Raw genomic sequence first — 21,682 nt, forward strand, 5'->3', positions numbered from 1 at the left:
GTCGTCGCGATCGGTGAGGATGGAGCCATGGCGCAACGACCGAGCCCCCTCAGGCTGACCGGGTACGCCCTCGCCCAGGTGGCACTGGCCGTGCCGACGATGCTGGCGGCGACGCTCGTCGCCGCGGGCGGCGCCACCGCGCTGCTGGTCGTCGGGATCCCGATCCTGCTGCTCGGGCTGCCGCTCCTGCGCTGGATCGCCGACCGCCACCGGGCGATGGCGGCGGAGATCCTGGCTCACCCGGTGCCGGCCGACCGGCTCCCGGACGACGACCTGCCGCTGCTGCGCCGTCTCGGCACGTGGGGTCGTGACCCGATGACCTGGCGCGAGCTGGCGTGGGCCTTCCTGTCGGCGAGCGTCGGGCTCGCGGTCGCCCTCGTCGTGGTCGCGCTGATGGTCTGCGTCGTGACCCTCGTGCTGTGGTGGTTCGCCACGCCGCAGCTGATGCGCCTGCGGGCCGTCGTCGACGCCCGCCTGCTCAGCCGCGGCAGCCACGAGCTCCTCGAGGAGCGGGTGCAGGTGCTCACCGAGACGCGGGCCGAGACGGTCGAGGACTCCGCGGCGGAGCTGCGCCGCATCGAGCGCGACCTCCACGACGGCGCGCAGGCGCGTCTCGTCGCCCTGCAGATGAACCTCGGCCTGGCGCGTGACCTGATGGACACCGACCCGGTGGCGGCGCGCGACCTGCTCGCGGAGGCGTCGACGACGACCGGCGCGGCGCTCGGCGACATCCGCGACGTGGTCCGCGGCATCCACCCGCCGGTGCTCGCCGACCGCGGCCTCGTCGGCGCGGTGCAGGCGCTCGCCCTCGACCTCGCCGTGCCCGTGACGGTGACGGGCGACCTGTCCGACCGTCCGTCGGCGCCCGTCGAGACCGCGGCCTACTTCGCCGTGCTGGAGTGCCTGGCCAACGTCACCAAGCACGCCGACGCCGAGCACGCCTGGGTCGAGCTCGCGCGCCGCGACGACCTGCTGGTCGTCGTCGTGGGCGACGATGGACGCGGCGGCGCCGACCCGGCCGGCGGCACCGGGCTCCGCGGGGTGGCGCGGCGGCTGGCGGCCCTCGACGGCAGCGTGAGAGTCTCGAGCCCCACGGGTGGTCCCACCCTGGTCACGCTGGAGGTGCCGTGCGAGTCGTCCTCGCCGAGGACAACGCCCTCCTCCGGGACGGGCTGACCCGGATCCTGCTGGCGCACGACTTCACGATCCTCCACTCCGTCGACAACGCACCCGACCTCGCCGTGGCGCTGGCCGACCCGGACGCCGAGGCGGCGGTCCTCGACGTACGCCTGCCTCCGACGCTGACCGACGAGGGCCTGCGCGCCGCGATCGCCTGCCGGTCGGCCCGGCCCGGCTTCCCCGTCGTCGTCCTCTCCCAGTGGGTCGAGCACCTCTACGCCCGCGAGCTCCTCGCCGACGGCGGGGGAGGGATCGGCTACCTGCTCAAGGACCGGGTGGGCGACATCCGTGAGTTCGTCGACGCCGTACGACGCGTGGCGGGCGGCGGCACCGTGCTGGACGCCGAGGTGGTCTCCGCGATCATGGCGCGGCCCCGGGCGCGCGCGGTCGACCGGCTCTCCGAGCGCGAGCGCGAGGTGCTCGGGCTGATGGCCGAGGGACGGTCCAACGCCGCCATCGCCGCGCAGCTCTTCATCACGCCCAAAGCCGTCGACAAGCACGCCAACAGCATCTTCACCAAGCTCGACCTGCCCGTCGCCCCCGACGACAACCGCCGGGTGCTCGCGGTGCTGGCCTGGCTGGAGGTCTGAGCCCCGCCAGCCTCACCCACCCCTCACCAGGGGGCGGGCTGGTAGTCCTTCAGGAAGCAGCCGTGGACGTCCTCGCCCTGCTCGCCGCGCACGATCGGGTCGTAGACGCGCGCGGCCCCGTCGACCAGGTCGAGCGGTGCGTGCCAGCCCTCGGCGGCGATCCGGAGCTTTTCGTGGTGCGGCCGCTCGTCGGTGATCCAGCCGGTGTCGACGGCGGTCATCAGGATCTTGTCGGCCTCGAACAGCTCGCCGGACGAGGTCCTGGTCATCATGTTGAGCGCGGCCTTGGCCATGTTGGTGTGCGGGTGCCCGGCGCCCTTGTAGCGCCTGCCACCGAACTGCCCCTCCATCGCCGAGACGTTGACGATGTAGGCGCGGCGCGCCCCCGCCTCCACGGCCGCCCGCAGGGAGGGCCGCAACCGGGAGTTGATCAGGAAGGGCGCGATCGAGTTGCAGAACTGCACCTCGAGGAGCTCCAGCGGGTCGACCTCGTCGAGCACCTGCGTCCACGAGTTGTTGTCCTGGATGTCCGGGATCAGGCCGCCCGCGTCGACCGCCGTGCCGGCCAGGTGTGCCTCCAGGGAAGCGCCGCCCGCCTTGAGGGCGAGGGCGGTCAGGGACGCGGCGTTGTGCGTGGCGAGCGCGTGCTCGGCCGACTCGCCGTCGTGGTGCGCGACCGCGGTCGAGGACAGTGCGCCGGCGATCGCGGCGGGGTGCGCCTCGGAGATGCGGTCGAAGGTGACCATCTCCGGCAGCGCGGCGACCCCCAGCGACTCGGCGGTCGGCAGCGGTGCGGCCTCGCCGTCGATCAGGTGGGAGTACGCGCCCGGCAGCCGTCGTACGGTCTGGCAGGCGTTGTTGATGATGATGTCGAGCGGCCCGTCGGCCGCGACGTCGTCGGTCAGGGAGACGACCTGGGTGGGGTCGCGCAGGTCGATCCCGACGACCTTGAGCCGGTGCAGCCAGTCGGCCGAGTCGTCCATCGCGGCGAACCGGCGCACGGCGTCCTTGGGGAAGCGCGTGGTGATGGTGGTGTGGGCGCCGTCGCGCAGCAGCCGCAGCGCGATGTACATCCCGATCTTGGCCCGACCGCCGGTGAGCAGCGCCCGCTTGCCGGTGAGGTCGGTGCGCTGGTCGCGCTTGGCGTGGCTCATGGCCGCACAGCTCGGGCAGAGCCAGTGGTAGAACGCGTCGACGAGGGTGAAGTCCTGCTTGCAGATGTAGCAGCCGCGCGGGGTGATCAGCTCGCCGGCGAAGGCGCCGACCGTGCTCGACACCAGCGGGATGCCGGCGGTCTCGTCGTCGATGCGCATCGGCGACCCGGTGGCGGTGCGCTCGATGACCTCGCGGTCGTGGGCGAGGTCGGCGGCCCGCTTGCGCAGCTTCCGCTCGGCCTTGATCGACTTGTACATGTGGGAGGCCGCCCGCTTCACCGTCACGTGGTCGGGATGGTCGCCCGGCAGGTGGTGCAGCGAGGCCAGCACCCGCAGCGTCGTCGCGAGGTCGTCGGGATCGATGCCGTCGTCGACGGGTGGGGGGTGCTGCTCGTTCACCGGAGAAGCGTACGAGCGGGACCGCCTAGCGCCACATCGGACGGAAGGAGCGCGCGAACCAGCCGAGGCCGGAGCCCCGGGGTGCGGCGCCGAGCTCCCGGCCGCCGTACGTCGCCCGGGCGGCGGTGCCGTAGCCGAGCCAGGTCGTCGCCGGGCCCTGGCCGATGCCGGGCAGCGCCCACTCGCAGACCCCCGTCGGGAAGACGGCCTGCAGCCGCGCCCACTGGGCGTCGGTGAACAGGACCGGAAGCCCGCCGGTGAGGCGGTACGACGACCGGTCGAGCGGCTTCACCTGGCAGGCCAGCACGTCGTTGGCCGCCGGGCCGCCGGCCTCCTGGCGGGGGGTGGAGAGGTTGGTGCGGGCGATGTCGGACGCACACACCATCCCCGGTACGCCGTCTGCGAGGCAGCGGTCGGTCAGCGAGGCGGGCTTGTCCTCGACGATCTTCGTCGCCAGCGGCACCCGGCGCTCGTCCCGCTCGACCTGCGCGAGCCAGCCGTCCATCGCGACGAACGCCTCGACCGGCCAGCGCACGTCGCCGAGCAGCGGTGTCGGGCCGAACCACTCGACGCGGTTGTCGGTGTGGCCCTGCGAGCGCTGCAGCCGGAGGTGGCTCCACACCGCGTGCGCGTAGTCGTGCGCCAGGCCGGGGTCGGGGCCACCGTGGTTGATCATCGCGACCTCGCTGGTGTTGCTGAACTCGTTGAGGAGCCCGGTCCGGTAGGCGTTGGCGATGGACGTCGGGTCGCCGGCGGTGCGGGCGGCGATCGGGTCGGCGTTGACGTCGAGGCCGCCGATCTTCTCGTTGAGGTCGACGAACTGCTCGGGGGTGATCCGCCCGCCCTGCAGCGCCTCGAGGCCGTACTGCACGCCCGTGTTGCCGAACGGCAGGCCGGAGAAGCCGTGGCCGACCGCCTTCTCCTGCGCGCTCCACACCGACTCCGGCCGCGGCCCGAGCTGGTTGTGCATCAGCGTGAGGATGTCGCAGCGCACGCCGCCGGGGTTGGTGTCGGAGTCGAACCGGGTCGCGGTGTCACCGGCGACCGGCTCGGGCACACCGGGGCAGGCGTGCTCGGGGTCGATCGCGCTCTTGAACAGGCCCTCGTCCGCGGTGACCGCGTTGACCGGGGTGAGGTGCCCCTCGACGTCGGCCATCTGGGTCGGCGCCCAGGCCACGCCCGGACCCCACGACGACGGGTCCTCGAAGTAGGCGCGCATCAGGTGGTAGTCGGCGAACTGCGAGCCGGGGCTCATCACGTCGGGGTAGGAGCAGGTGGTCACCAGCCCCTGGTAGATGCCGGGGTAGGCGTTCGCGACCGTGTGCTGGGCGACCGAGCCGCCGCTGCAGCCGGTGCCGATCGTGTAGCGGATCGTGCCGTAGCGCTCGACGATCCGCTCCTTGGCCATCATCAGCGACTCAGCGTTGTGGGCGACGTTGCAGTTGTGGCCGGTGTTGGCCAGCGCGGTGGACATCACCGCGAAGCCGCGGCGCAGCGCCTCGACGTACGAGCTGTCGACCAGTGGCACCGGGATCGCGTCGAGCGTGCCGGAGGCGTCCTCGAGCGGGGGCTCGGCCGGCGCGTAGCTGGCTCCGCACCCGCCGCCGTGGGTGATGAGCACCTTGTGGTTCCACTGCGGCTGCGGCTTCCACGCCTTCCACCGCTCGCCGGGGGTGAAGAGGGTGAGGATCGCGTAGCGGTCGCGGTCCTGGTGGCCGTCCTCCCGGCGGACGACGAAGGGGACCTTCTTCCCCTGGTCCGTCGTCGCGGTGTCGACGTCGCTCGCCGGCTTCGCCGGGTCGTAGGGCTTCAGCGCCTTCTGGCCGACGGGCTTGTAGAGCCAGGAGTACGACGCCGGCTCGTTGCACAGCGCGTCCTTCGCCGTGTCCTGGCAGTCGTACGCCGCCGCGACGGGGCCGCTGAACACGGGTCCGCCGTTGCGGTGGTCGGTGATCACCACGCGGGCGCGCCGGGCCCCGGTCGCCCGCGCGACCAGCACGTTGCGCCCCTCACGGAGGCCGGTGAGCAGCACCGTCGCTCGCGAGCGGAACTTCCGCGAGACGTCCTTGCCGCCCAACGTCACCCGGAGGTCGCCGGCCTTGCGCGGTGCGGTGACGCGCACCAGCACGTCCCCACCGGAGACCAGGTCCGCCCGGTTGGAGAGCACCTGGATGCGGACCTTGCCCGCGCGGTGCGGTGCCGCCGTGCCGGGAGCGGAGCCGGCCACGAGCAGCGCGGCCAGCAGGGCGAGGGCGGTGCCGACGACGGCGACGGCGATCGCGGTCGGGCGGATGGAGCGGGCGGGCGTGGGCTGCACGGCGTACCTCCTGAAGGGCTCAGGACGTCAACGACGCAGCGGCGATGGTGGTTACTCGCGGGTCACCGGCGGGCGTGATCCCCGGTCAGCGGGGATCCCGAAAGAGGTCGGACCGCGGTCAGCCCTCGCGCGCGGGGGAGCCGTTGATCCGGACCCGGTCGGCGCGCATGCCGTGCTCGACGCCCCAGAGCACCGCCTTAGAGCGGGAGGCGACGTCGATCTTGCGGTAGGCCGAGCGGATGTAGGACTTGATGGAGTTGAGCGAGAGCAGGGTGCGGTCGGCGATCTCCTGGTTGCTCAGGCCCATGGTGATGAGGGACAGCACCTCGGCCTCCCGGGCGGTGAGCCCCTCCTCCCGGCCCGGCCAGTCCCCGCCGACGAGGGCGGAGCGCCCGCGCGAGGGCGACACCACGACCTGACCGGCGGCGATCGCGCCGAGCGCGTCGACGAGCCGGGCGGCCGGCAGGCTCTTGGAGAGGTAGCCACGGACGCCCTGGTTGAGGGTGTCGCGGGTCAGCCAGGGCTGGAAGTTCCAGGTGTAGACGGCGACGGTGCGGACCTGCGGGCTCTCGACGAGCCGCTTCACCGCCTCGCCGTTGCCCTGGCCCATCCCGAAGGTGTCGTAGAGCGCCACGTCGACCGGCTGTGCCACCGGCTTCCCGGCCACCAGCTCGACCACCTCGACCCGGTGGTTGTAGCTGCGCAGCATCGCGTCGAGGCCCCGCACGACGACCTCGTCGTCGTTGACGAGCGCGACTCGGATCACCATGGCCTCAAGGTACGGCAGTTTGTGTATGTTGAGCCGGTTGTTCGATAGATACGGGGGAGACGTGCGGGAGAGCGCGGCCACGGTCGAGGAGACCCGCACGGGTGGTCTCGGCATCCGGTGCGAGGGTGTCGTCCACCTCTACAAGACCTTCGGCGGCCACGACGTGGTCGCCCTGCGTGGCGTCGACCTGACGATCCGGCCCGGCGAGCGGGTCGCGTTCCTGGGGCCCAGCGGCTCCGGCAAGTCGACGCTGCTCGCCCTGCTCGGCGGCATCCAGCGCCCCAGCGCCGGCAAGATCTTCCTCGGCGACGAGGAGATCTCCCGGATGGGCGAGCGCTACCTCGCCCGCATCCGCTCGCGCCAGGTCTCCACGATGCTGCAGGGCTCCACGCGCAACCTCCTCCCCTACGCCACCGCCCGCCAGAACATCGCCTTCGCCCGGCTCTCGCTGTCCGGCGCCGAGCGCGAGGCCGCGCTGGCCGACACCGAGCTCCTCGACCGCGTCGGGCTGCTCGACCAGGCCGACCAGGTCGTCTCGACGATGTCCGGCGGCCAGCGCCAGCGGCTGGCCCTCGCGTGCGCCGTGTCGACCTCGCCGCGCCTGCTGCTCGCCGACGAGCCGACCAGCCAGCTCAGCCACGCCGACCGTGACCACGTGCTTCACCTGGTCCACTCCCTCGGCGACGACTTCGGCACCACGATCGTGGTGGTCACCCACCAGCCCGAGGTGGCCGCGACCTTCCCGCGCACGGTGACCATGAAGGGCGGTCGCGTCGGCGCGGAGGGCCACGGCGGCTCCGAGTACGCCGTCGTCGGCGAGGACGGTGTCCTCCACCTGCCCGGCCACATCGCGGCCGAGTGGCCGCCCGGCACCCTCGTCCGGTTCGAGGACGACGAGCAGGGGCGGATCATCGTCACGCGCGCCAGCGCCGAGGGGAACCCATCGTGAGCGACCTCGACCAGGGATTCAGCCCCGCACCCGTGGCGACCCGGACCGAGCTGCGGCTCGACTCCATCACGTACGTCGCCGGGCGGACGCTGCTCGACGACGTGAGCGTCGTCTTCCCCGCGGGCAAGGTGACCGCGCTGTCCGGCCCGAGCGGATCGGGCAAGACCACCCTGCTGTCGATCGCCGGCGGGCTGCTCCAGCCGACGTCGGGCACCGCCGCGCTCGACGGCCAGGAGATGTGGACCGGCAGCGGCGACCCGTTGCCCGAGGTCGCGTTCGTGCTCCAGGTCTACGGCCTGGTGCCGATCCTGTCCGCGCGCGAGAACGTCTCCATCGCGCTCCGGGCCCGGGGCACCGCACCCGCCGACGCCGACGAGGCGGCCGAGGCCGCACTCGCGCGCTTCGGCATCGCCGACCTCGGCGAGCGGCAGGTCGAGGAGCTGTCCGGCGGCCAGATGCAGCGCGTCGCGTGTGCCCGTGGCTTCGTCGTCGGCGCCCAGGTCCTCCTCGCCGACGAGCCGACGTCCGAGCTCGACGAGGGCAACCGCGGCGTGGTCCTCCAGGAGCTGCGCGAGGAGGCCGCGCGAGGTGCGGTCGTCGTCGTCGCGACCCACGACCCCGCGGTCGTCGAGGCGTGCGACCTCCACATCGCCCTCGACGAGGGCCGGGTGGTCCGGTGACCCGCGACGCGACCCTCCGTGCGGAGAGGTCCCGTCCTTGAGCCGTGTGCTTCGAGGCGCCTGGAGCCGTCGGGGAGCCCTGACGACGCTGGTGCTGATGACGGTCGTCGTCGTCACGGGTGCGGTGACGGTGCTGCAGTTCGCCCACGCCGCGGACCTGTCCCCGTGGCTGACCGCGCCGCTGCTCCTCATCGGCGCGGTCGCCGTGCCCAGCATCGGTGCCGAGCTCGCCGTCGCACGTCGCGAGGAGATCGGGCTGGCCAGGCTGCGGGGCATCCACGGCCTGCGGCTGTGGCGCTTCCTCCTCCTCGAGCCGCTCCTCGCGATCGTCACCGGTGCCCTGGTCGGACTGGCCCTCGGAGCCGTCGGCACCGTGCTCGCCACGACGAGGTGGCTCGACGAGGCGGCCGCCCCGGTCGGACAGCCTGCTCTGCTCACCACCGCCGCCGTCGCAGGTGTCGGCCTGGTGATCGTCGGCCTGTCGGCCGCCGCCGCGCTGCGTGAGCCCCTCGCCGTACAGGTCTCCACGCGCCGCCGCCCCCGGCGGGCCACCACGCTGGCGATCTTCCTCAGCGTCCTCGTCTTCGTCGGCGCCGGCGTGGCGGCCTACCGCAGCCGGGCCGCCTCCGGGGAGCCCGACCTGGTCGTGCTCGTGGGGCCGGCGCTCGTCGGCCTCGCGCTGGGGCAGCTGGCGATCTGGGTGATCCGCATCGCCGCCCGCGGGCTCACCCCGACGACCGAGAGGCGGGGGATGGGCGCGTTCCTGGCCGCCCGCCGACTCGCCCGTGCCGACGACCTCGTCACCCCGATCCGCCTCGTCGTCGCGGCTGCGGTGGTCGGCTCGCTGGCGCTCAGCGGTGCGGTGAGCGTCAGCGGCTGGACCGAGGAGCAGGCTCGCGTCGAGGTGCCCGGCGCGCGCGCGATCTCGACCGACACGGGTGCGATGGGCGCGGTCGAGCTCACCGAGCGCATCGACCCCGACGCCACCCACCTCATCGCCACCGCGCTCGTGCGCAACGAGGACCGCCTCCCCGAGCGCCGGGCCTACGTCGACGCCGACCGCTGGGACGCCGTCGTGGGCGGCTTCTACGACGACACCCCGGCGCGCGCCGCGTCCGACGCGGTCGACGAGCTGCGCGGCGCCGTCGACCCGTTCCAGGTGACCGGCGACCGCCTCACGCTGAAGGCAACGGGCATCGAGGTCCCTGCCGTCCGCTACTTCATCGGACCCGATCGCGAGCGCGTGCCCTTCGGCGGCGGCAGCGCGCAGGTGACCCTGCGCTACGTCACCTCGGGCAACGCCACGGGCTCCGTCGAGCTGCCCTTCCTCGTCCCGCAGGACGGCACGCCCGTCACGAGGTCGGTGCGGGTCCGCGACTGCGCCGAGGGATGCACGATCACGAGCATCGACGTCGGCCGCGGCACCGACACCGTGTTCGACAACAAGGGCTTCACCTTCCTGCTGGACAGCCTCCGGCTCGGCGACACCGAGCTCACCGACCAGACGTGGGTGCCGGACCCCTCGGCCGTCGAGGCGGTGCTCAACAGCACCTTCCTCCCCAACTACGAGCCGCCGCGCAACCTCGTGGTCAACCGGCCCGACGGCCTCCAGGTCTCGATCCTGCCGAGCGTGACCATGGAGCTCGACCTCGACCTCGGCGCGGCGGTCCCGGCCGTGGTCGCCGGCGAGGCCGAGCCGCAGGCCCTCGACCTTGGCGGCGACGACCGCGACACCGATGTCGTCGGCGTCGCCGGCACCCTGCCGCTGCTCGGCAGCATCGGACTCCTCTCCGACATCCGCACCGCCGCGGTGGGCTCGGCTCCCACCGTCCCCGCCGCCGAGGTGCAGGTCGTCGCCGCCGCGGGCACCCCGCAGGCGATGCTCGACGAGGTCGCCGAGGCGACGGGTTCGTCGTGGCGCACCCTCGGGTCGGTCCGCGACGCGCTCGGCGAGCGCTACGGCGGTGCGCAGTCCGTGGCGTACGCCCTCACGGCGCTCGCCTGTGCGCTCGTCGCGCTCCTGGCGCTCGGCGCCGGCGTGGCGCGCCACCTGCGCGACTACCGCCGTGATGTCGCCTCGCTGCGCGTCCTCGGCATCTCCGTGGCGACCGCCCGTCGTGCCGGCCGCGCCGAGCTGGTCAGCCTGACCCTGCTGGTCCTGGCCATCGTCGTGGCCGGTGGCTGGCTGGCCGTCGCGCTGCTGCTCGACGGCATCCCCCTGCTCGCCAACCCGGCCGCAGGCACGCCGATCGACACGGCGCCGCACGCCTGGCCGCTCGTCGTGCCGGCCGTGGTCGCCGCGGCCGCCGTCGTCCTGGTCGGCGGGCGCGCCCGCGCCGTGCGCTCGGCCACCACCCAGCCCAGCCTGCTGCGCGAGGAGGAGGGACGATGATCCAGCTCCTCGGCGCCATCCTCCGCGGCCTCCGGGCCCGGGCACTGCTCTCGGCCGGTTCGGTCCTGCTGACCGCGCTCGCCATCGGGTCCGCGGTGCTCGGCCCTGTCTTCTCCGAGGCAGTCACCAACTCCTACGTCGTCACGCGTCTCCAGGAGACCCCGCCTGGCCTCACCGGCCTGAGCCGGGTCTTCACCCCCGACAGCGCGATTCCCCTCGAGCAGGCCGAGCGCGACGCCGTCGCCGCGTCCGAGTCGCTGACGAGCGGTCCGTGGCGCGAGCCGGTCGTCATCGTCCAGTCCGAGCGCTTCAGCGCGCTGCGCGGCGTGGTGACCTTCTGGGCGCGCGCGGACGCCTGCGACCACCTCGAGATCGAGGGTCGCTGCCCGGAGAAGAGGGGCGAGGTCCTCATGCTCGCCGCCGATGCGGAGTCCGCCGGCGCCGAGCTCGGCAAGCCGCTCCCGCTGGCGACCTTCGAGCCGGGCGGTGTGACCGCCCTGGACCTGCCGCGTCCCGGGCTGTCCGAGGTCGTGGTGGTCGGCACCTACGACACCCCCGGCCCCGGCCAGGGATGGCTGATCCCCAGTCGGCTGACCCGCACCAACGAGCAGACGACCATCAACGGTGGCTACACGCCCTACCAGCCGGCGCCGCTGATCACCACCGACGAGACGCTGACGGCGATGGGCGGGTGGTCCGTCCGCGTCGACACGGCGCTCGACGTCCCGGCCGACCTGGACCCCGACCAGCTCGACGAGGCCGCCGACGCGGCGAAGGCGATCCCGAGCGACACCGAGATCGAGGTCGAGGGCGGCACGATCCGCAAGGACGACACCAACTCGCTCACCGACGTCGTCGAGGAGGTCCGCTTCCAGCAGTCCACGGCCCGCAGCTCCATCGCCCCGGCCGTGCTCTCCCTGGTGCTCGTCGCCCTCGCCCTCCTGATGCGCCTGCTCAACGCCGCCAGCGAGCTGCGGGTGCCCGAGCTGGCGCTCGCGTCGCTGCGCGGCGTGACGGCCCGCCGACTGTGGGGGCTCGGCCTCGCCGAGCCGCTCGCGCTGCTGCTCATCGCCATCCCGCTCGGCGTCGGTTTCGGGCTCGGCCTCTCGGTCCTGCTGGTCCGCGGCTGGCTGGTGCCGGGCCTCCCGCTGCCGCTCCCGGCCACGAGCTGGATCTCCGGTGGCCTGGTGCTGGCGGCGGCCTTCGCCGTGGCGTGCGTGGCCGTCGGGCTGGTGGTGCGCGAGTCGCTGGCCTCCCAGCTCTCCGGCGTACGCCGACCGGTCGCCGCGCGACGCTGGTCGGTCATCGCGCAGCTGGTCCTCGTCGCCCTCGCCGTGGCCACCCTCGCCAGCAAGCTGTCGGCCAGCGGTCCCGGGGAGCCCGACGCGACCGACCTGGTGCTGCCGGTGCTGCTCGCCGTGGTCGCCGGCCTCGCCGCGACCAAGCTGACTGCGGTGCTGGCGACGTGGTGGACCGGCCGCTCGCGCGGCCGGTCGCTCAGCGGTTTCGTCTCCTCGCGCGCCATCTCGCGCCGCCAGGAGGGCACCCTGGTCATCCTGCCGATCACCGCCGCCATCGCCGTCGCCGTGTTCGGCGCCGGTGTCTACGACTCCGCCGCCACCTGGCGCACGAGCGTCGCGGCGACCGTCTCGCCCGCCGACACCACCTGGTCGACGACCCTGACCTACGCCGAGGCCCTCGCCCTCACCCGCCGCGTGGACCCCGAGGGCGAGTGGATCATGGCGGCCGCCAGCGCCACCAACCCCGGCGCCAACTTCTCGATCGTCGACAGCAGCAGGCTCGCGCGCGTCGCGACCTGGCCGACCACGTGGAGCCCGGACCTCGACGTCGACGAGGTGGTCGACGAGATCGCGCCCGGTGGCGTCGTCCCGACGGTGCGCGGCAAGCGGCTCTCGATCACGATCGACAACCGGGCCGACATGGACCGCGCCCTCGCCGTCGAGGTGCGCTTCGGCAGCCGGGCCGGCGCTCCGCTCAAGGCCTACCTCGGCCCCTTCCCGGAGGGCGAGCACACCCGCACCACGAAGGTCCCGTTCTGCCGCGAGGGGTGCCCCCTCGAGGGCATGACGCTCGGTGGCGGCGCCGGCACCAACACGCGCATGTCCGGGACGCTCCGCGTCCTCGGCATCGAGGTCGACGGTGCGCCCGTCCCCGGGGGCATCGACGGGGCCGGCTGGACGCCGACGCCCGACCCGGCGGTCCGCACGTCCATCACCGGGATCGAGGAGTCCGGCGGCGCTCTCGACCTGACGGTCGACACCGGCGACTCGGTGGGCATGGCCCGCCTCACCGCCGGCGGCATCACCCGCGACCGTCGCGCGCTCTCCGGTCCCGGTGTCCAGGACCGTGCGATCGCCAAGCTCGACGAGGGCTACGGCCTGATCCCGGTGGACCGCGTCGGTGAGATCGAGGGCATGCCCTTCACCGGTCCCTCCGGACTGCTCGTCGACTACTCGTCCTTCATCACCGACCGCCCGGTCTACGACAACCTGATGACCGTCCGGGTGCTCGCCCGCGCGGGCACTCCGGCCTCGGTCACGGAGGCGCTGTCGGAGGCTGGGCTCAGCGTCAGCACCACCCTGGCGCAGGAGCGGCACGTCCTCGACCAGAGCGCGTACGCCCTCGCCCTCCGGCTCTACGGCGTGGTGGCTGCACTGGTGCTGCTCATGGCGCTGGCCGGTCTCTTCGTCAGCGCCGCCGTCCAGCTCCCCGCCCGCCGTCGCGACGCCGCCGCCCTGCGCGTGGTCGGTGTGCCCCGTGGCGCGGTGATGGTGGCCGTGGTCCGCGAGCTCGCCGTGGTCCTCGGCAGCGCCGCGGTGGCCGGCATCCTGGCCGGGTCGCTGGCCCAGTGGGTCGTGCTGCGCACGATCACCCTCGGCTACGCCGACGACCCGACGACCCCGGCGCTGGTGGCCGCGATCTCACCGGTGCGCCTGGTCGTGCTGGCGCTGCTGGCCGCCGCGGTCTTCGGCGCCGTCGCGCTCATCAGCGCATCGATGACCGTCCGCGGTGCCCGGGGCGCGACCCTGCGCGAGTCGGCGCGCTGACCCGCCCCCTCAGGGGCAGCAGGAGTCGAACCGGAAGCCGACGCCGCGGATGGTGCGGATCCACTCGTGGCCGAGGGCCTTGGCGGCGTCGGTGCGCAGCTTGCGCCGGAGGTTGGCGAGGTGGACGTCGACGACGTGGGTGCTCTCCGGCACGAAGTCGGTGGCCCACACCGCGCGGAGCAGGTCCTCGCGGGGGACGACCACGCCGGGGTGAGCGACCAGGTGTGCGAGGAGGTCGAACTCGGTGCGGGTGAGCTCGATCTCCTTGCCGACCACGCGGACCTCGCGGGCCCCGGTGTTGAGGCTCAGGTGCTCGCAGCCGAGCCGGGCGGTCTCGGCGGTGACGCGACCAGCGGCGGTCGGCGTGGCCAGGGCGGCGGGGGCGCGCCGCGGCTCCGGGGCGGCGTCCGTCCGGGGTCGGCGGAAGAGCGCGGCCACCCGGGCCTGCAGCTCGCGCATCGAGAACGGCTTGACGAGGTAGTCGTCGGCGCCCACCTCGAGGCCGACGAGGCGGTCGATCTCGGAGGTCCGGCCGCTGATCACGATGACGTAGCAGTCGCTGACGAGCCGGACCTGCCGGCACACCTCGACGCCGTCGATGTCGGGCAGCGACATGTCGAGCGTGACCAGGTCGGGCAGCTGTTCGCGGATGACGGCCAGCGCCTCGGCGCCGGTCTGCACGACCGTCACCGTGAATCCTGCCTGGTCCAGCAGCCCCGAGATGAGGTCACCCACGTCGCTGTCGTCCTCGACGACAACGGCCGTGCGTTGGTTGATCATGTGGTGTTTTCCCGCCTGTCCCGCGGTGGATGAGTCTAGTGACCGTGCCCGCGCGCCGACCAGTTGATGTGCGGCGTCGTGCACCAGCCGTGACCGACCGCCGCGCCGGGGTGCGGCGGCAGTCCGGGCAGGCCGGTCCCGAGCGGGTCGTGCTCGGAGGTGCTCGCTCAGAAGTCCAGGCCGCGCGCCCAGTCCTCGGAGTCGAACCGCGCCACCAGGTAGGGCCCCCCGCCTGCGCGGCGGTTCTGCTGCTGGCCCTCCTTGTCCATCCGGTAGCCGATGCCGCGGATGGTGTGGATCCAGGTCGCGTCGGAGTGGCGCCGCAGCTTGCCGCGGAGGTTGGCCACGTGCACGTCGACCAGGTGGTGGTCGTGCACGAGGGCGCTGCTCCAGATCGCCAGCACCATCTCCTCGCGGGTGCAGACCCGCGAGAGGTTCGTGGCGAGGTACTCGAGGACGTCGTACTCGATGCGGGTCAGGTCGACGATGGCGGTGTCGATCTGGACCTCGCGACGGGCGGAGTTGATGACCAGTCCGGCGCCGCACGAGATGACGCTCGGCTCGTCGGCCGGCTGCGACGGGCTCGGCACGTGCGGCGCGGTGGCCGCGGGTGCGTCGTCGACGAGGGCGGCCGAGCGCGGACGACGGAACAGCGCCGCCACCCGGGCCCGCAGCTCGCGCGGTGAGAACGGCTTGAGCACGAAGTCGTCGGCGCCCACCTCGAGGCCGATGAGCTTGTCCACCTCGTCGGACCGGGCGGACACGATCACGATGTAGCAGTCACTGGTCTCGCGGATGCGGCGGCACACCTCGATGCCGTCCATGTGCGGCAACGTCAGGTCGAGCGTCACCAGGTCGGGCGGGTCGGTCGCCGCGACGTCCACCGCAGCCCGCCCGTCGCGCGCCGACGTCACCCGGAAACCCGCCCCCTCGAGGGTCTCCACCAACGCCGACGAGATGTCTGGATCGTCCTCGACGACCAGCGCATGAAGATCTTGCACGTCCTACCCCCCACAGTTTCCAGACCGGAGCCCCACGCCCCCGCCGTGGCACCGCCCGAACGGCGTCGATCGATGGTAAGTGGCCTACCCCGTTTGTGGGAGGCTCAATCCAGTGGTCGGGTAGGGGGTCTAGACCACCCCCTGATACCTCAGGATCCGTCGCATTCGAACTAGCGTGCGACGCTTTCCGTGGTAGGGCCGAGATCGATGCCGCGGTTGACCCACGTGCTGGACGCCACCATGCCGACCCGTTCGTAGAGCGCGAGCGCCCCCGTGCGCGAGTCGGTGCTCAGCTCGGACGTCGTGGTGCCGTGCTCGCGGGTCCGGGCGAAGGCGTCGACGAGCAGCGCCTGGGCCAGTCCGCGGTTGCGCTGGTCGCGCCTGACGGCCAGCCGGTCGACGTAGCCGGTGGTGCCGTTGTCGGACACCAGGACCAGCGCGACGCCGACGACGTCGCCGGCGGGGTCGACCGCGACGCGGAGGTTCCACGGCTCGAAGCCGGGCCGCCCGGAGGTGGCTGCCGCGAAGTCCTCGAAGGGCTCGCGGTCGCGCTCCGACCACTCGAGGAAGGCGTCCTCGAGGACGTCGTGCACGGCCCGCAGCTCGTCCGCCTCCGCCGTGCGTACGACGTAGCCCTCGGGCAGGTCGCGCTCGGGGATGCTGGCCCCCTCGGGCAGCTTCAGCACCCAGCTGGTCCAGCGGACCCGGAAGCCGAGCTCCTCGAGGAGCCGGTCGCCGGGCGATCCCTGGGGGACCGGCATGCCGATGACGGTCGATCCCACCCGCCGGCCGACGTCCTGCAGCCAGTGGGCGAGCCAGGTGCCGATGCCGCGGCCGCGGTGGCTGGGCAGCACGGAGGTGTCGGCGCGGTCGGCGCCCATCAGCTCGGCGTACGCCACCAGGGTGTCGCCGTCGAAGACGCCGACGGACCGGGCGCCGAGGTCGTGGCTGGGCTTGGCCCAGTCGCTGACGATGTCGGCCTCCTCGATCGCGACCTCGCCGATGTCCTCCTGCTCCTGGGCGGCCATCAGCACGAAGACGGCGTGCGCGTCGGTCTTCTCGAGCGGTCGGGTGGTGAGGCCTGCGGGGAGGCCGGGGACGCGTGCTGGCATGGGCAGGAGTGTGCTGCCTCACGTGCCACGCTGTCGCGGGGTTATCCGCCGCCCGCGGAATGCCAGTTTGCCCCCGGAGGCCCTACCGTTGTCGCGTGAGTGACGAGCAGCCCGTAGCACCCGAGCAGAACTTCGCCGACCTCGGTCTCGCGCCCGAGGTCCTCAAGGCCCTGGCCGACGTCGGGTACGAGACCCCGTCGCAGATCCAGGCCCTGACGATCCCGCCCCTGCTCGAGGGACGCCACGTCGTCGGCCTGGCGCAGACCGGCACCGGCAAGACGGCCGCCTTCGCGCTTCCGATCCTCTCGCAGCTCGACATGTCGCAGAAGACGCCGCAGGCCCTCGTGCTCGCGCCGACCCGTGAGCTCGCGCTCCAGGTCTCCGAGGCCTTCGAGAAGTACGCCGCCCACATGAAGGGCGTGCGCGTCCTGCCGATCTACGGCGGTCAGGGCTACGGCGTCCAGCTGTCCGCCCTGCGACGCGGCGTGCACGTCGTCGTCGGCACCCCGGGTCGCATCATGGACCACCTCGAGAAGGGCACGCTCGACCTGAGCGAGCTCCGCTTCCTCGTCCTCGACGAGGCCGACGAGATGCTCAAGATGGGCTTCGCGGAGGACGTCGAGACGATCCTCGCCGACACTCCCGACAGCAAGCACGTCGCGCTCTTCTCGGCGACCATGCCGGCGCAGATCCGCCGCATCTCCAAGAAGTACCTCGCGGACCCGGTCGAGATCACGGTCAAGAGCAAGACGTCGACGGTCTCCTCGATCACGCAGCGCTACCTGATCGTGTCCTACCCGCAGAAGGTCGACGCCCTCACCCGCATCCTCGAGGTCGAGAACTTCGAGGGCATGATCGTCTTCGTCCGCACCAAGAACGAGACCGAGACGCTCGCCGAGAAGCTGCGCGCCCGCGGCTACTCCGCGATGGCGATCAACGGCGACGTCGCCCAGGTGCAGCGCGAGCGCACGATCAACCAGCTCAAGGCCGGCAAGCTCGACATCCTCGTCGCCACCGACGTCGCCGCCCGCGGCCTCGACGTCGAGCGGATCAGCCACGTCGTCAACTACGACATCCCCACCGACACCGAGTCCTACGTCCACCGCATCGGCCGCACCGGCCGCGCCGGACGCAGCGGCGACTCGATCGCCTTCGTCACCCCGCGCGAGCGCCACCTGCTCCGCGCCATCGAGAAGGCCACCCGCCAGCCGCTGACCCAGATGCAGCTGCCGACGGTCGACGACGTCAACGCCACCCGCCTGAGCCGCTTCGACGACCAGATCACCCAGGCCCTCACCGAGCCCGAGCGCATCGACTTCTTCCGCGACGTGGTCGCCCACTACGTCAGCGAGCACGACGTCTCCGAGGTCGACGTGGCCGCCGCTCTGGCGGCCGTCATGCACGGCGAGCAGCCGCTGCTGCTCGAGCCCGAGCCCGAGCCGCGCCAGCGGTCCTTCGAGGAGCGCGCGAGCCACGCCGGCAAGGCCGACCGCGGCCCCCGCGAGTCGCGCAGCGGCCAGCCGATGGCGGCGTACCGCATCGAGGTCGGCAAGCGGCACAAGGTCGAGCCGCGCCAGATCGTCGGCGCGCTCGCCAACGAGGGTGGGCTCTCGCGCGGCGACTTCGGCTACATCTCGATCAAGCCGGACTTCTCCGTCGTCGAGCTGCCGGCGGACCTGCCCCCCGGCACCCTCGACCGGCTCGCCGACACCCGCATCTCCGGCAAGCTCATCGAGATCAAGCCCGACAACGGCCCGTTCCGCGGCCGTCCCGGTGGCGGCCACCGCAAGAGCTCCGGCGGCTACAAGGGCAAGAACCCGCGCTGACCGGGCACTTCGTCCCCGTCCGGGCGGGTGAGCGGGCACTTCGTCCCGGTCCGGGAGAAGCAACGACGCCCCGTCCCCCTCGAGTGGGGGACGGGGCGTCGGCGTGTGACGGGGACGAAGTGCCCGGTCGGTGATCAGGCGTTCTTGATGGCCGAGACGTCGAACTCGAGCTTGATCTTCTCGGACACGAGGACGCCGCCGGTCTCGAGCGCGGCGTTCCAGGTCAGGCCCCAGTCCTTGCGGTTGATGGTGGTCTCGCCCTCGAAGCCGACGCGGGTGTTGCCGAACGGGTCGACCGCGGAGCCGGTCTGCTCGAACTCGATGGTGACCGGCTTCGTGACGTCCTTGATGGTCAGGTCGCCGGTGACGGCCCAGTCGTCGCCGTCGCGCTTCACGTCGGTGGAGGTGAAGGTGATCGTGGGGTAGGTCTCGACGTCGAAGAAGTCGGCGGACTTGAGGTGGCCGTCGCGGTCGGCGCTGCCGGTCTCGATGGAGGCCACGTCGATGCTGAGGTCGACCTTCGAGCTGCTCGGGGTGGCGGCGTCGATGGTCGCGGTGCCGGTGAACGCGCCGAACTGGCCGCGGACCTTGGTCACCATGGCGTGGCGGGCGACGAAGCCGAGACGGCTGTGGCTCACGTCGAGGGTGTAGTCACCCGAGATGTCGTCGATGGCGGTGGTGGGGGCGTCGAATCCGGTGGTCATGAGAGCTCCTGGCAGAGGCAGAGGGTGGTTGGTAGAACTTTCAACCAGTCTAACGAGCAGCCAGGACCGTTCATTCCCGACGGACGGAAGTTTCTGCCGACCGGGGGACAGGCGACGAGCCACGCCCCCGTGCGGGGACGTGGCTCGTTGGCCTGCGGCCAACTGTCAGGCGGCCTGCGTCTGGGCTGCGGTCGCAACGGACCAGCGTGCCTCCATGCGGGTGCGACCCGTCGCATCCGTGACGGCCACCCACGTGCAGACCGGTGCACTCGTCATCGTGTGCTTGCTCATGTGACACCTCCCGTTCACCTTCTGTTCACCCAAGGTATCACGTCCCCACCTGCGCTCCACCGTTTCGCTCAGGATCGCGCTGGATCCTCCACCTGGGAGGCCGTCAGCGTCCCTTCACCGACGCGGGGCTCCACCTGGGACGCAAGGGACGCGGCCCTGGTGCGCATATCGGGCTCGAAGGACGCTGATCTGCCCGATTTCGGGCAGGAACTTGTCATTCGCGGGTGTCGGGCCGCAGGATCGTGCGGTGCCCGACCCCGCTCTTGTCTCCCACGTCGTCGCGACCACGTCGTTGACGCCCGGGGAGGCGGCGCGGGTGATCGAGGACGTGATCGCCTTCCACGCCCAGCCGGTGGAGGAGTACGTCCGGGCACGCCACGCCAGCCTCAAGACGTACGGCGCGAAGAACCCCGAGATCTTCGCGCAGATCGCCGAGGAGCTCCGCGAGCGCGTCGTCGCGCCACCGGAGCTCTCCGAGCGACAGCTGCGCCGCATCGTCTACGGGTAGGACCCGTGGTCTCGAGGCTCGCTCCGCTCGCACCTCGACCACCGAGAGAACAGGAACCCAGCACGATGTGTGGAATCGTCGGCTACATCGGCCGCCAGGACGCCGCCCCGGTCGTCCTCGAAGGACTGACCAGGCTCGAGCACCGCGGCTACGACTCCGCCGGCGTCGCCGTCATCGGCTCGCGGGGGATCCGGGTCGCCAAGCAGTCCGGCCGGGTCCGTGACCTCGAGGACGCCCTGCCCAAGCGCTTCACCGGCTCGACCGGCATCGGCCACACCCGCTGGGCGACCCACGGTCCCGCGACCGACGTCAACGCCCACCCGCACACCGACGAGCTCGGCCGGGTGGCCGTGGTGCACAACGGGATCATCGACAACTCGGCCGCGCTGCGCGCCGAGCTCACCGACGCCGGGGTCGCCCTGGCCAGCGACACCGACACCGAGGTGATCGCCCACCTGGTCGCGCGGAGCGACGCCGACACCCTCGAGGGCAAGGTCCGCGACGCCCTCCGCGCCGTCGTCGGGACCTACGGTCTCGCCGTCCTGCACGCGGACTTCCCCGACCGGATCGTGGCAGCCCGCAACGGCAGCCCGCTCGTCGTCGGTGTGGGCGACAAGGAGATGTACGTCGCCTCGGACCTGGCCGCGATCGTGCGGCACACCACGACCGTCGCGATGCTCGACGACGGCGAGATGGCCACCGTCACCGCCGCAGGCTTCAGCACGATGCGGCACACCGACCTGGCCGCGACCGGCAAGACCGCCTCGGAGGTCGACATCGACGCCGCGGCCTACGAGGCGGGGGACCACGCGTCGTACATGCGCAAGGAGATCCTCGAGCAGCCGACCACCGCGCAGGCGGTGCTGCGCGGCCGGCTCGACGAGCGCTTCGGCACGGCCCACCTGGGCGGCCTCGACATGGACGCGCGCGACCTCCGCGCCGTGCGCCGGGTGAAGATCCTCGGCTGCGGCTCGGCCTACTACGTCGGACAGATGGGCGCCGGCCTGATCGAGGAGCTGGCTCGCATCCCTGCCGACGCCGAGGCGGCCAGCGAGTTCCGCTACCGCGACCCGGTGATCGAGCCCGACACGCTCTACGTCGCGGTGAGCCAGTCGGGGGAGACCATCGACACGCTGCTGGCCGTCCAGGAGGTACGCCGCAAGGGCGGGCGCTGCGTCGGCCTGGTCAACGTCGTCGGGTCCGCCATCGCGCGCGAGTGCGACGGCGGCATCTACCTCCACGCCGGGCCCGAGGTCGCGGTCGCGAGCACCAAGGCGCTGACCAACATGTTCCTCGGCTTCGCGTTGCTCGCCCTGCAGCTCGGCCGGGTCCGCGACCTGTCCATCGCCGACGGCAAGCGGCTGGTCGCCGGGCTGGAGCGGTTGCCGGGCCAGATCGAGGAGATCCTCGCCGGCGAGGAGGCCATGATCGAGGTCGCGCAGTCGCTGGCCGAGGCGCGCAGCCTCTTCTTCATCGGTCGGGTCCGCGGCTTCCCGGTCGCGCGCGAGGGCGCGCAGAAGTTCAAGGAGATCAGCTACCGCCACGCCGAGGCCTACCAGACCTCCGAGCTGAAGCACGGTCCCCTCGCGCTGATCGACCCCGAGGTGCCGACCGTCGCGCTGGTGCCCCACGACGAGCTCACCGACCGCAACGTCGGCGCGCTCCACGAGATCGACGCGCGCCAGGGCCCGCTCGTGGTCATCACGCACGCCGACGTCGACCTCGGCGAGGTCGCGGCGCGCACCATCGTCGTGCCCCGCAACGAGCCGGAGCTCGACCCCATCCTCCTGACCATCCCGCTCCAGCTGCTCGCCTACCACGCCGCGCTCCACCTCGGCCACGACATCGACAAGCCCCGCAACCTCGCGAAGTCGGTCACCGTCGAGTAGGGGGCTGTGTTGGATGGCGCTCGCTCCGCGCGCGGTGGCTGAGGAGCCAGGTCGATCCGGGACCGAATCGAGAT

The 21,682-nt window shown here is 72.5% G+C and carries 17 protein-coding genes; 9 read left to right on the plus strand and 8 right to left on the minus strand.

What is annotated here, in order from left to right:
- The first annotated feature begins 27 nt into the window (after positions 1 to 27).
- Both ASC64_RS00380 and ASC64_RS00385 read left to right on the plus strand, forming a co-directional pair.
- The gene (locus ASC64_RS00380) at positions 28 to 1,176 is read left to right on the plus strand and encodes a sensor histidine kinase (protein WP_056905548.1); all 1,149 of its coding nucleotides are present in this window, start codon (positions 28 to 30) and stop codon (positions 1,174 to 1,176) included.
- On the plus strand, positions 1,128 to 1,769 hold the full coding sequence (locus ASC64_RS00385) for a response regulator transcription factor (RefSeq protein WP_056905549.1): 642 nt from the start codon (positions 1,128 to 1,130) through the stop codon (positions 1,767 to 1,769). The genes ASC64_RS00380 and ASC64_RS00385 overlap by 49 nt, the downstream gene beginning before the upstream one ends.
- A gap of 23 nt (positions 1,770 to 1,792) precedes the next feature.
- Here the strand turns inward: ASC64_RS00385 and ASC64_RS00390 are convergent, their stop codons facing one another.
- From ASC64_RS00390 to ASC64_RS00400, 3 genes are all read right to left on the minus strand, one after another.
- Positions 1,793 to 3,322, minus strand: coding sequence for an SDR family NAD(P)-dependent oxidoreductase (locus ASC64_RS00390; RefSeq protein WP_056905550.1), 1,530 nt, complete (start codon positions 3,320 to 3,322; stop codon positions 1,793 to 1,795).
- A 25-nt stretch (positions 3,323 to 3,347) separates the two neighbouring features.
- Positions 3,348 to 5,639 (minus strand): DUF6351 family protein, encoded by a 2,292-nt coding sequence (locus ASC64_RS00395; protein WP_056905551.1) that lies wholly within the window; start codon positions 5,637 to 5,639, stop codon positions 3,348 to 3,350.
- 118 nt (positions 5,640 to 5,757) lie between these two features.
- Positions 5,758 to 6,408, minus strand: coding sequence for a response regulator transcription factor (locus tag ASC64_RS00400; RefSeq protein ID WP_056905552.1), 651 nt, complete (start codon positions 6,406 to 6,408; stop codon positions 5,758 to 5,760).
- Between the two features lie 61 nt (positions 6,409 to 6,469).
- Between ASC64_RS00400 and ASC64_RS00405 the strand changes: the two genes are divergently transcribed.
- The 4 genes from ASC64_RS00405 to ASC64_RS00420 all read left to right on the plus strand — a co-directional run bounded on the left by ASC64_RS00405 (position 6,470) and on the right by ASC64_RS00420 (position 13,497).
- Positions 6,470 to 7,357, plus strand: coding sequence for an ABC transporter ATP-binding protein (locus ASC64_RS00405; RefSeq protein WP_056905553.1), 888 nt, complete (start codon positions 6,470 to 6,472; stop codon positions 7,355 to 7,357).
- Positions 7,354 to 8,037: an ABC transporter ATP-binding protein gene (locus ASC64_RS00410; protein WP_200937425.1), complete on the plus strand. Its 684-nt coding sequence runs from the start codon at positions 7,354 to 7,356 to the stop codon at positions 8,035 to 8,037. Before ASC64_RS00405 ends, ASC64_RS00410 begins: the two co-directional genes overlap by 4 nt.
- A 97-nt stretch (positions 8,038 to 8,134) precedes the next feature.
- Entirely contained in the window at positions 8,135 to 10,429 is a 2,295-nt protein-coding gene (locus ASC64_RS00415; protein ID WP_156384932.1) for an ABC transporter permease, read from the plus strand.
- The gene (locus ASC64_RS00420) at positions 10,426 to 13,497 is read left to right on the plus strand and encodes an FtsX-like permease family protein (protein WP_056905555.1); all 3,072 of its coding nucleotides are present in this window, start codon (positions 10,426 to 10,428) and stop codon (positions 13,495 to 13,497) included. The genes ASC64_RS00415 and ASC64_RS00420 overlap by 4 nt, the downstream gene beginning before the upstream one ends.
- 9 nt (positions 13,498 to 13,506) lie before the next feature.
- On the opposite strand, the gene ASC64_RS00425 is transcribed toward ASC64_RS00420, so the two are convergent.
- From ASC64_RS00425 to ASC64_RS00435, 3 genes are all read right to left on the minus strand, one after another.
- Entirely contained in the window at positions 13,507 to 14,277 is a 771-nt protein-coding gene (locus ASC64_RS00425; protein WP_056905556.1) for a response regulator transcription factor, read from the minus strand.
- A gap of 167 nt (positions 14,278 to 14,444) precedes the next feature.
- A complete protein-coding gene (locus ASC64_RS00430) occupies positions 14,445 to 15,278 on the minus strand; it encodes a response regulator transcription factor (protein WP_082550083.1) in 834 nt (277 codons plus the stop codon).
- A gap of 170 nt (positions 15,279 to 15,448) precedes the next feature.
- Positions 15,449 to 16,390: a GNAT family N-acetyltransferase gene (locus tag ASC64_RS00435; protein ID WP_056905557.1), complete on the minus strand. Its 942-nt coding sequence runs from the start codon at positions 16,388 to 16,390 to the stop codon at positions 15,449 to 15,451.
- A gap of 95 nt (positions 16,391 to 16,485) precedes the next feature.
- Here ASC64_RS00435 and ASC64_RS00440 point away from each other — a divergent pair, with 95 nt between their 5' ends.
- Positions 16,486 to 18,216 carry a DEAD/DEAH box helicase gene (locus ASC64_RS00440; protein WP_056905558.1) on the plus strand — a complete coding sequence of 577 codons (1,731 nt, stop codon included), beginning with the start codon at positions 16,486 to 16,488 and terminating at the stop codon, positions 18,214 to 18,216.
- Between the two features lie 134 nt (positions 18,217 to 18,350).
- Here ASC64_RS00440 and ASC64_RS00445 read toward each other — a convergent pair whose 3' ends face one another.
- Both ASC64_RS00445 and ASC64_RS22935 read right to left on the minus strand, forming a co-directional pair.
- Entirely contained in the window at positions 18,351 to 18,920 is a 570-nt protein-coding gene (locus ASC64_RS00445; protein ID WP_056905559.1) for a YceI family protein, read from the minus strand.
- A 165-nt stretch (positions 18,921 to 19,085) separates the two neighbouring features.
- The gene (locus ASC64_RS22935; protein ID WP_268788216.1) at positions 19,086 to 19,211 is read right to left on the minus strand and encodes a hypothetical protein; all 126 of its coding nucleotides are present in this window, start codon (positions 19,209 to 19,211) and stop codon (positions 19,086 to 19,088) included.
- A 247-nt stretch (positions 19,212 to 19,458) separates the two neighbouring features.
- On the opposite strand from ASC64_RS22935, the gene ASC64_RS00450 reads away from it, so the two are divergent.
- Both ASC64_RS00450 and glmS read left to right on the plus strand, forming a co-directional pair.
- On the plus strand, positions 19,459 to 19,719 hold the full coding sequence (locus tag ASC64_RS00450) for a hypothetical protein (protein ID WP_056905560.1): 261 nt from the start codon (positions 19,459 to 19,461) through the stop codon (positions 19,717 to 19,719).
- A 65-nt stretch (positions 19,720 to 19,784) separates the two neighbouring features.
- Positions 19,785 to 21,608: a glutamine--fructose-6-phosphate transaminase (isomerizing) gene (gene glmS / locus ASC64_RS00455; RefSeq protein WP_056905561.1), complete on the plus strand. Its 1,824-nt coding sequence runs from the start codon at positions 19,785 to 19,787 to the stop codon at positions 21,606 to 21,608.
- Positions 21,609 to 21,682 lie beyond the last annotated feature (74 nt).

The sequence above is a fragment of the Nocardioides sp. Root122 genome (assembly GCF_001425025.1).
Classification (GTDB): domain Bacteria; phylum Actinomycetota; class Actinomycetes; order Propionibacteriales; family Nocardioidaceae; genus Nocardioides.

Bases quoted from the DNA above. Each gene is read 5' to 3' on its own strand.
- ASC64_RS00400 (WP_056905552.1), bottom strand. From the start codon at position 6,408: ATGGTGATCCGAGTCGCGCTCGTCAACGACGACGAGGTCGTCGTGCGG.
- ASC64_RS00415 (WP_156384932.1), top strand. From the start codon at position 8,135: ATGACGGTCGTCGTCGTCACGGGTGCGGTGACGGTGCTGCAGTTCGCC.
- ASC64_RS00380 (WP_056905548.1), top strand. From the start codon at position 28: ATGGCGCAACGACCGAGCCCCCTCAGGCTGACCGGGTACGCCCTCGCC.
- ASC64_RS00445 (WP_056905559.1), bottom strand. From the start codon at position 18,920: ATGACCACCGGATTCGACGCCCCCACCACCGCCATCGACGACATCTCG.
- glmS (WP_056905561.1), top strand. From the start codon at position 19,785: ATGTGTGGAATCGTCGGCTACATCGGCCGCCAGGACGCCGCCCCGGTC.
- ASC64_RS00435 (WP_056905557.1), bottom strand. From the start codon at position 16,390: ATGCCAGCACGCGTCCCCGGCCTCCCCGCAGGCCTCACCACCCGACCG.
- ASC64_RS22935 (WP_268788216.1), bottom strand. From the start codon at position 19,211: ATGAGCAAGCACACGATGACGAGTGCACCGGTCTGCACGTGGGTGGCC.
- ASC64_RS00420 (WP_056905555.1), top strand. From the start codon at position 10,426: ATGATCCAGCTCCTCGGCGCCATCCTCCGCGGCCTCCGGGCCCGGGCA.
- ASC64_RS00425 (WP_056905556.1), bottom strand. From the start codon at position 14,277: ATGATCAACCAACGCACGGCCGTTGTCGTCGAGGACGACAGCGACGTG.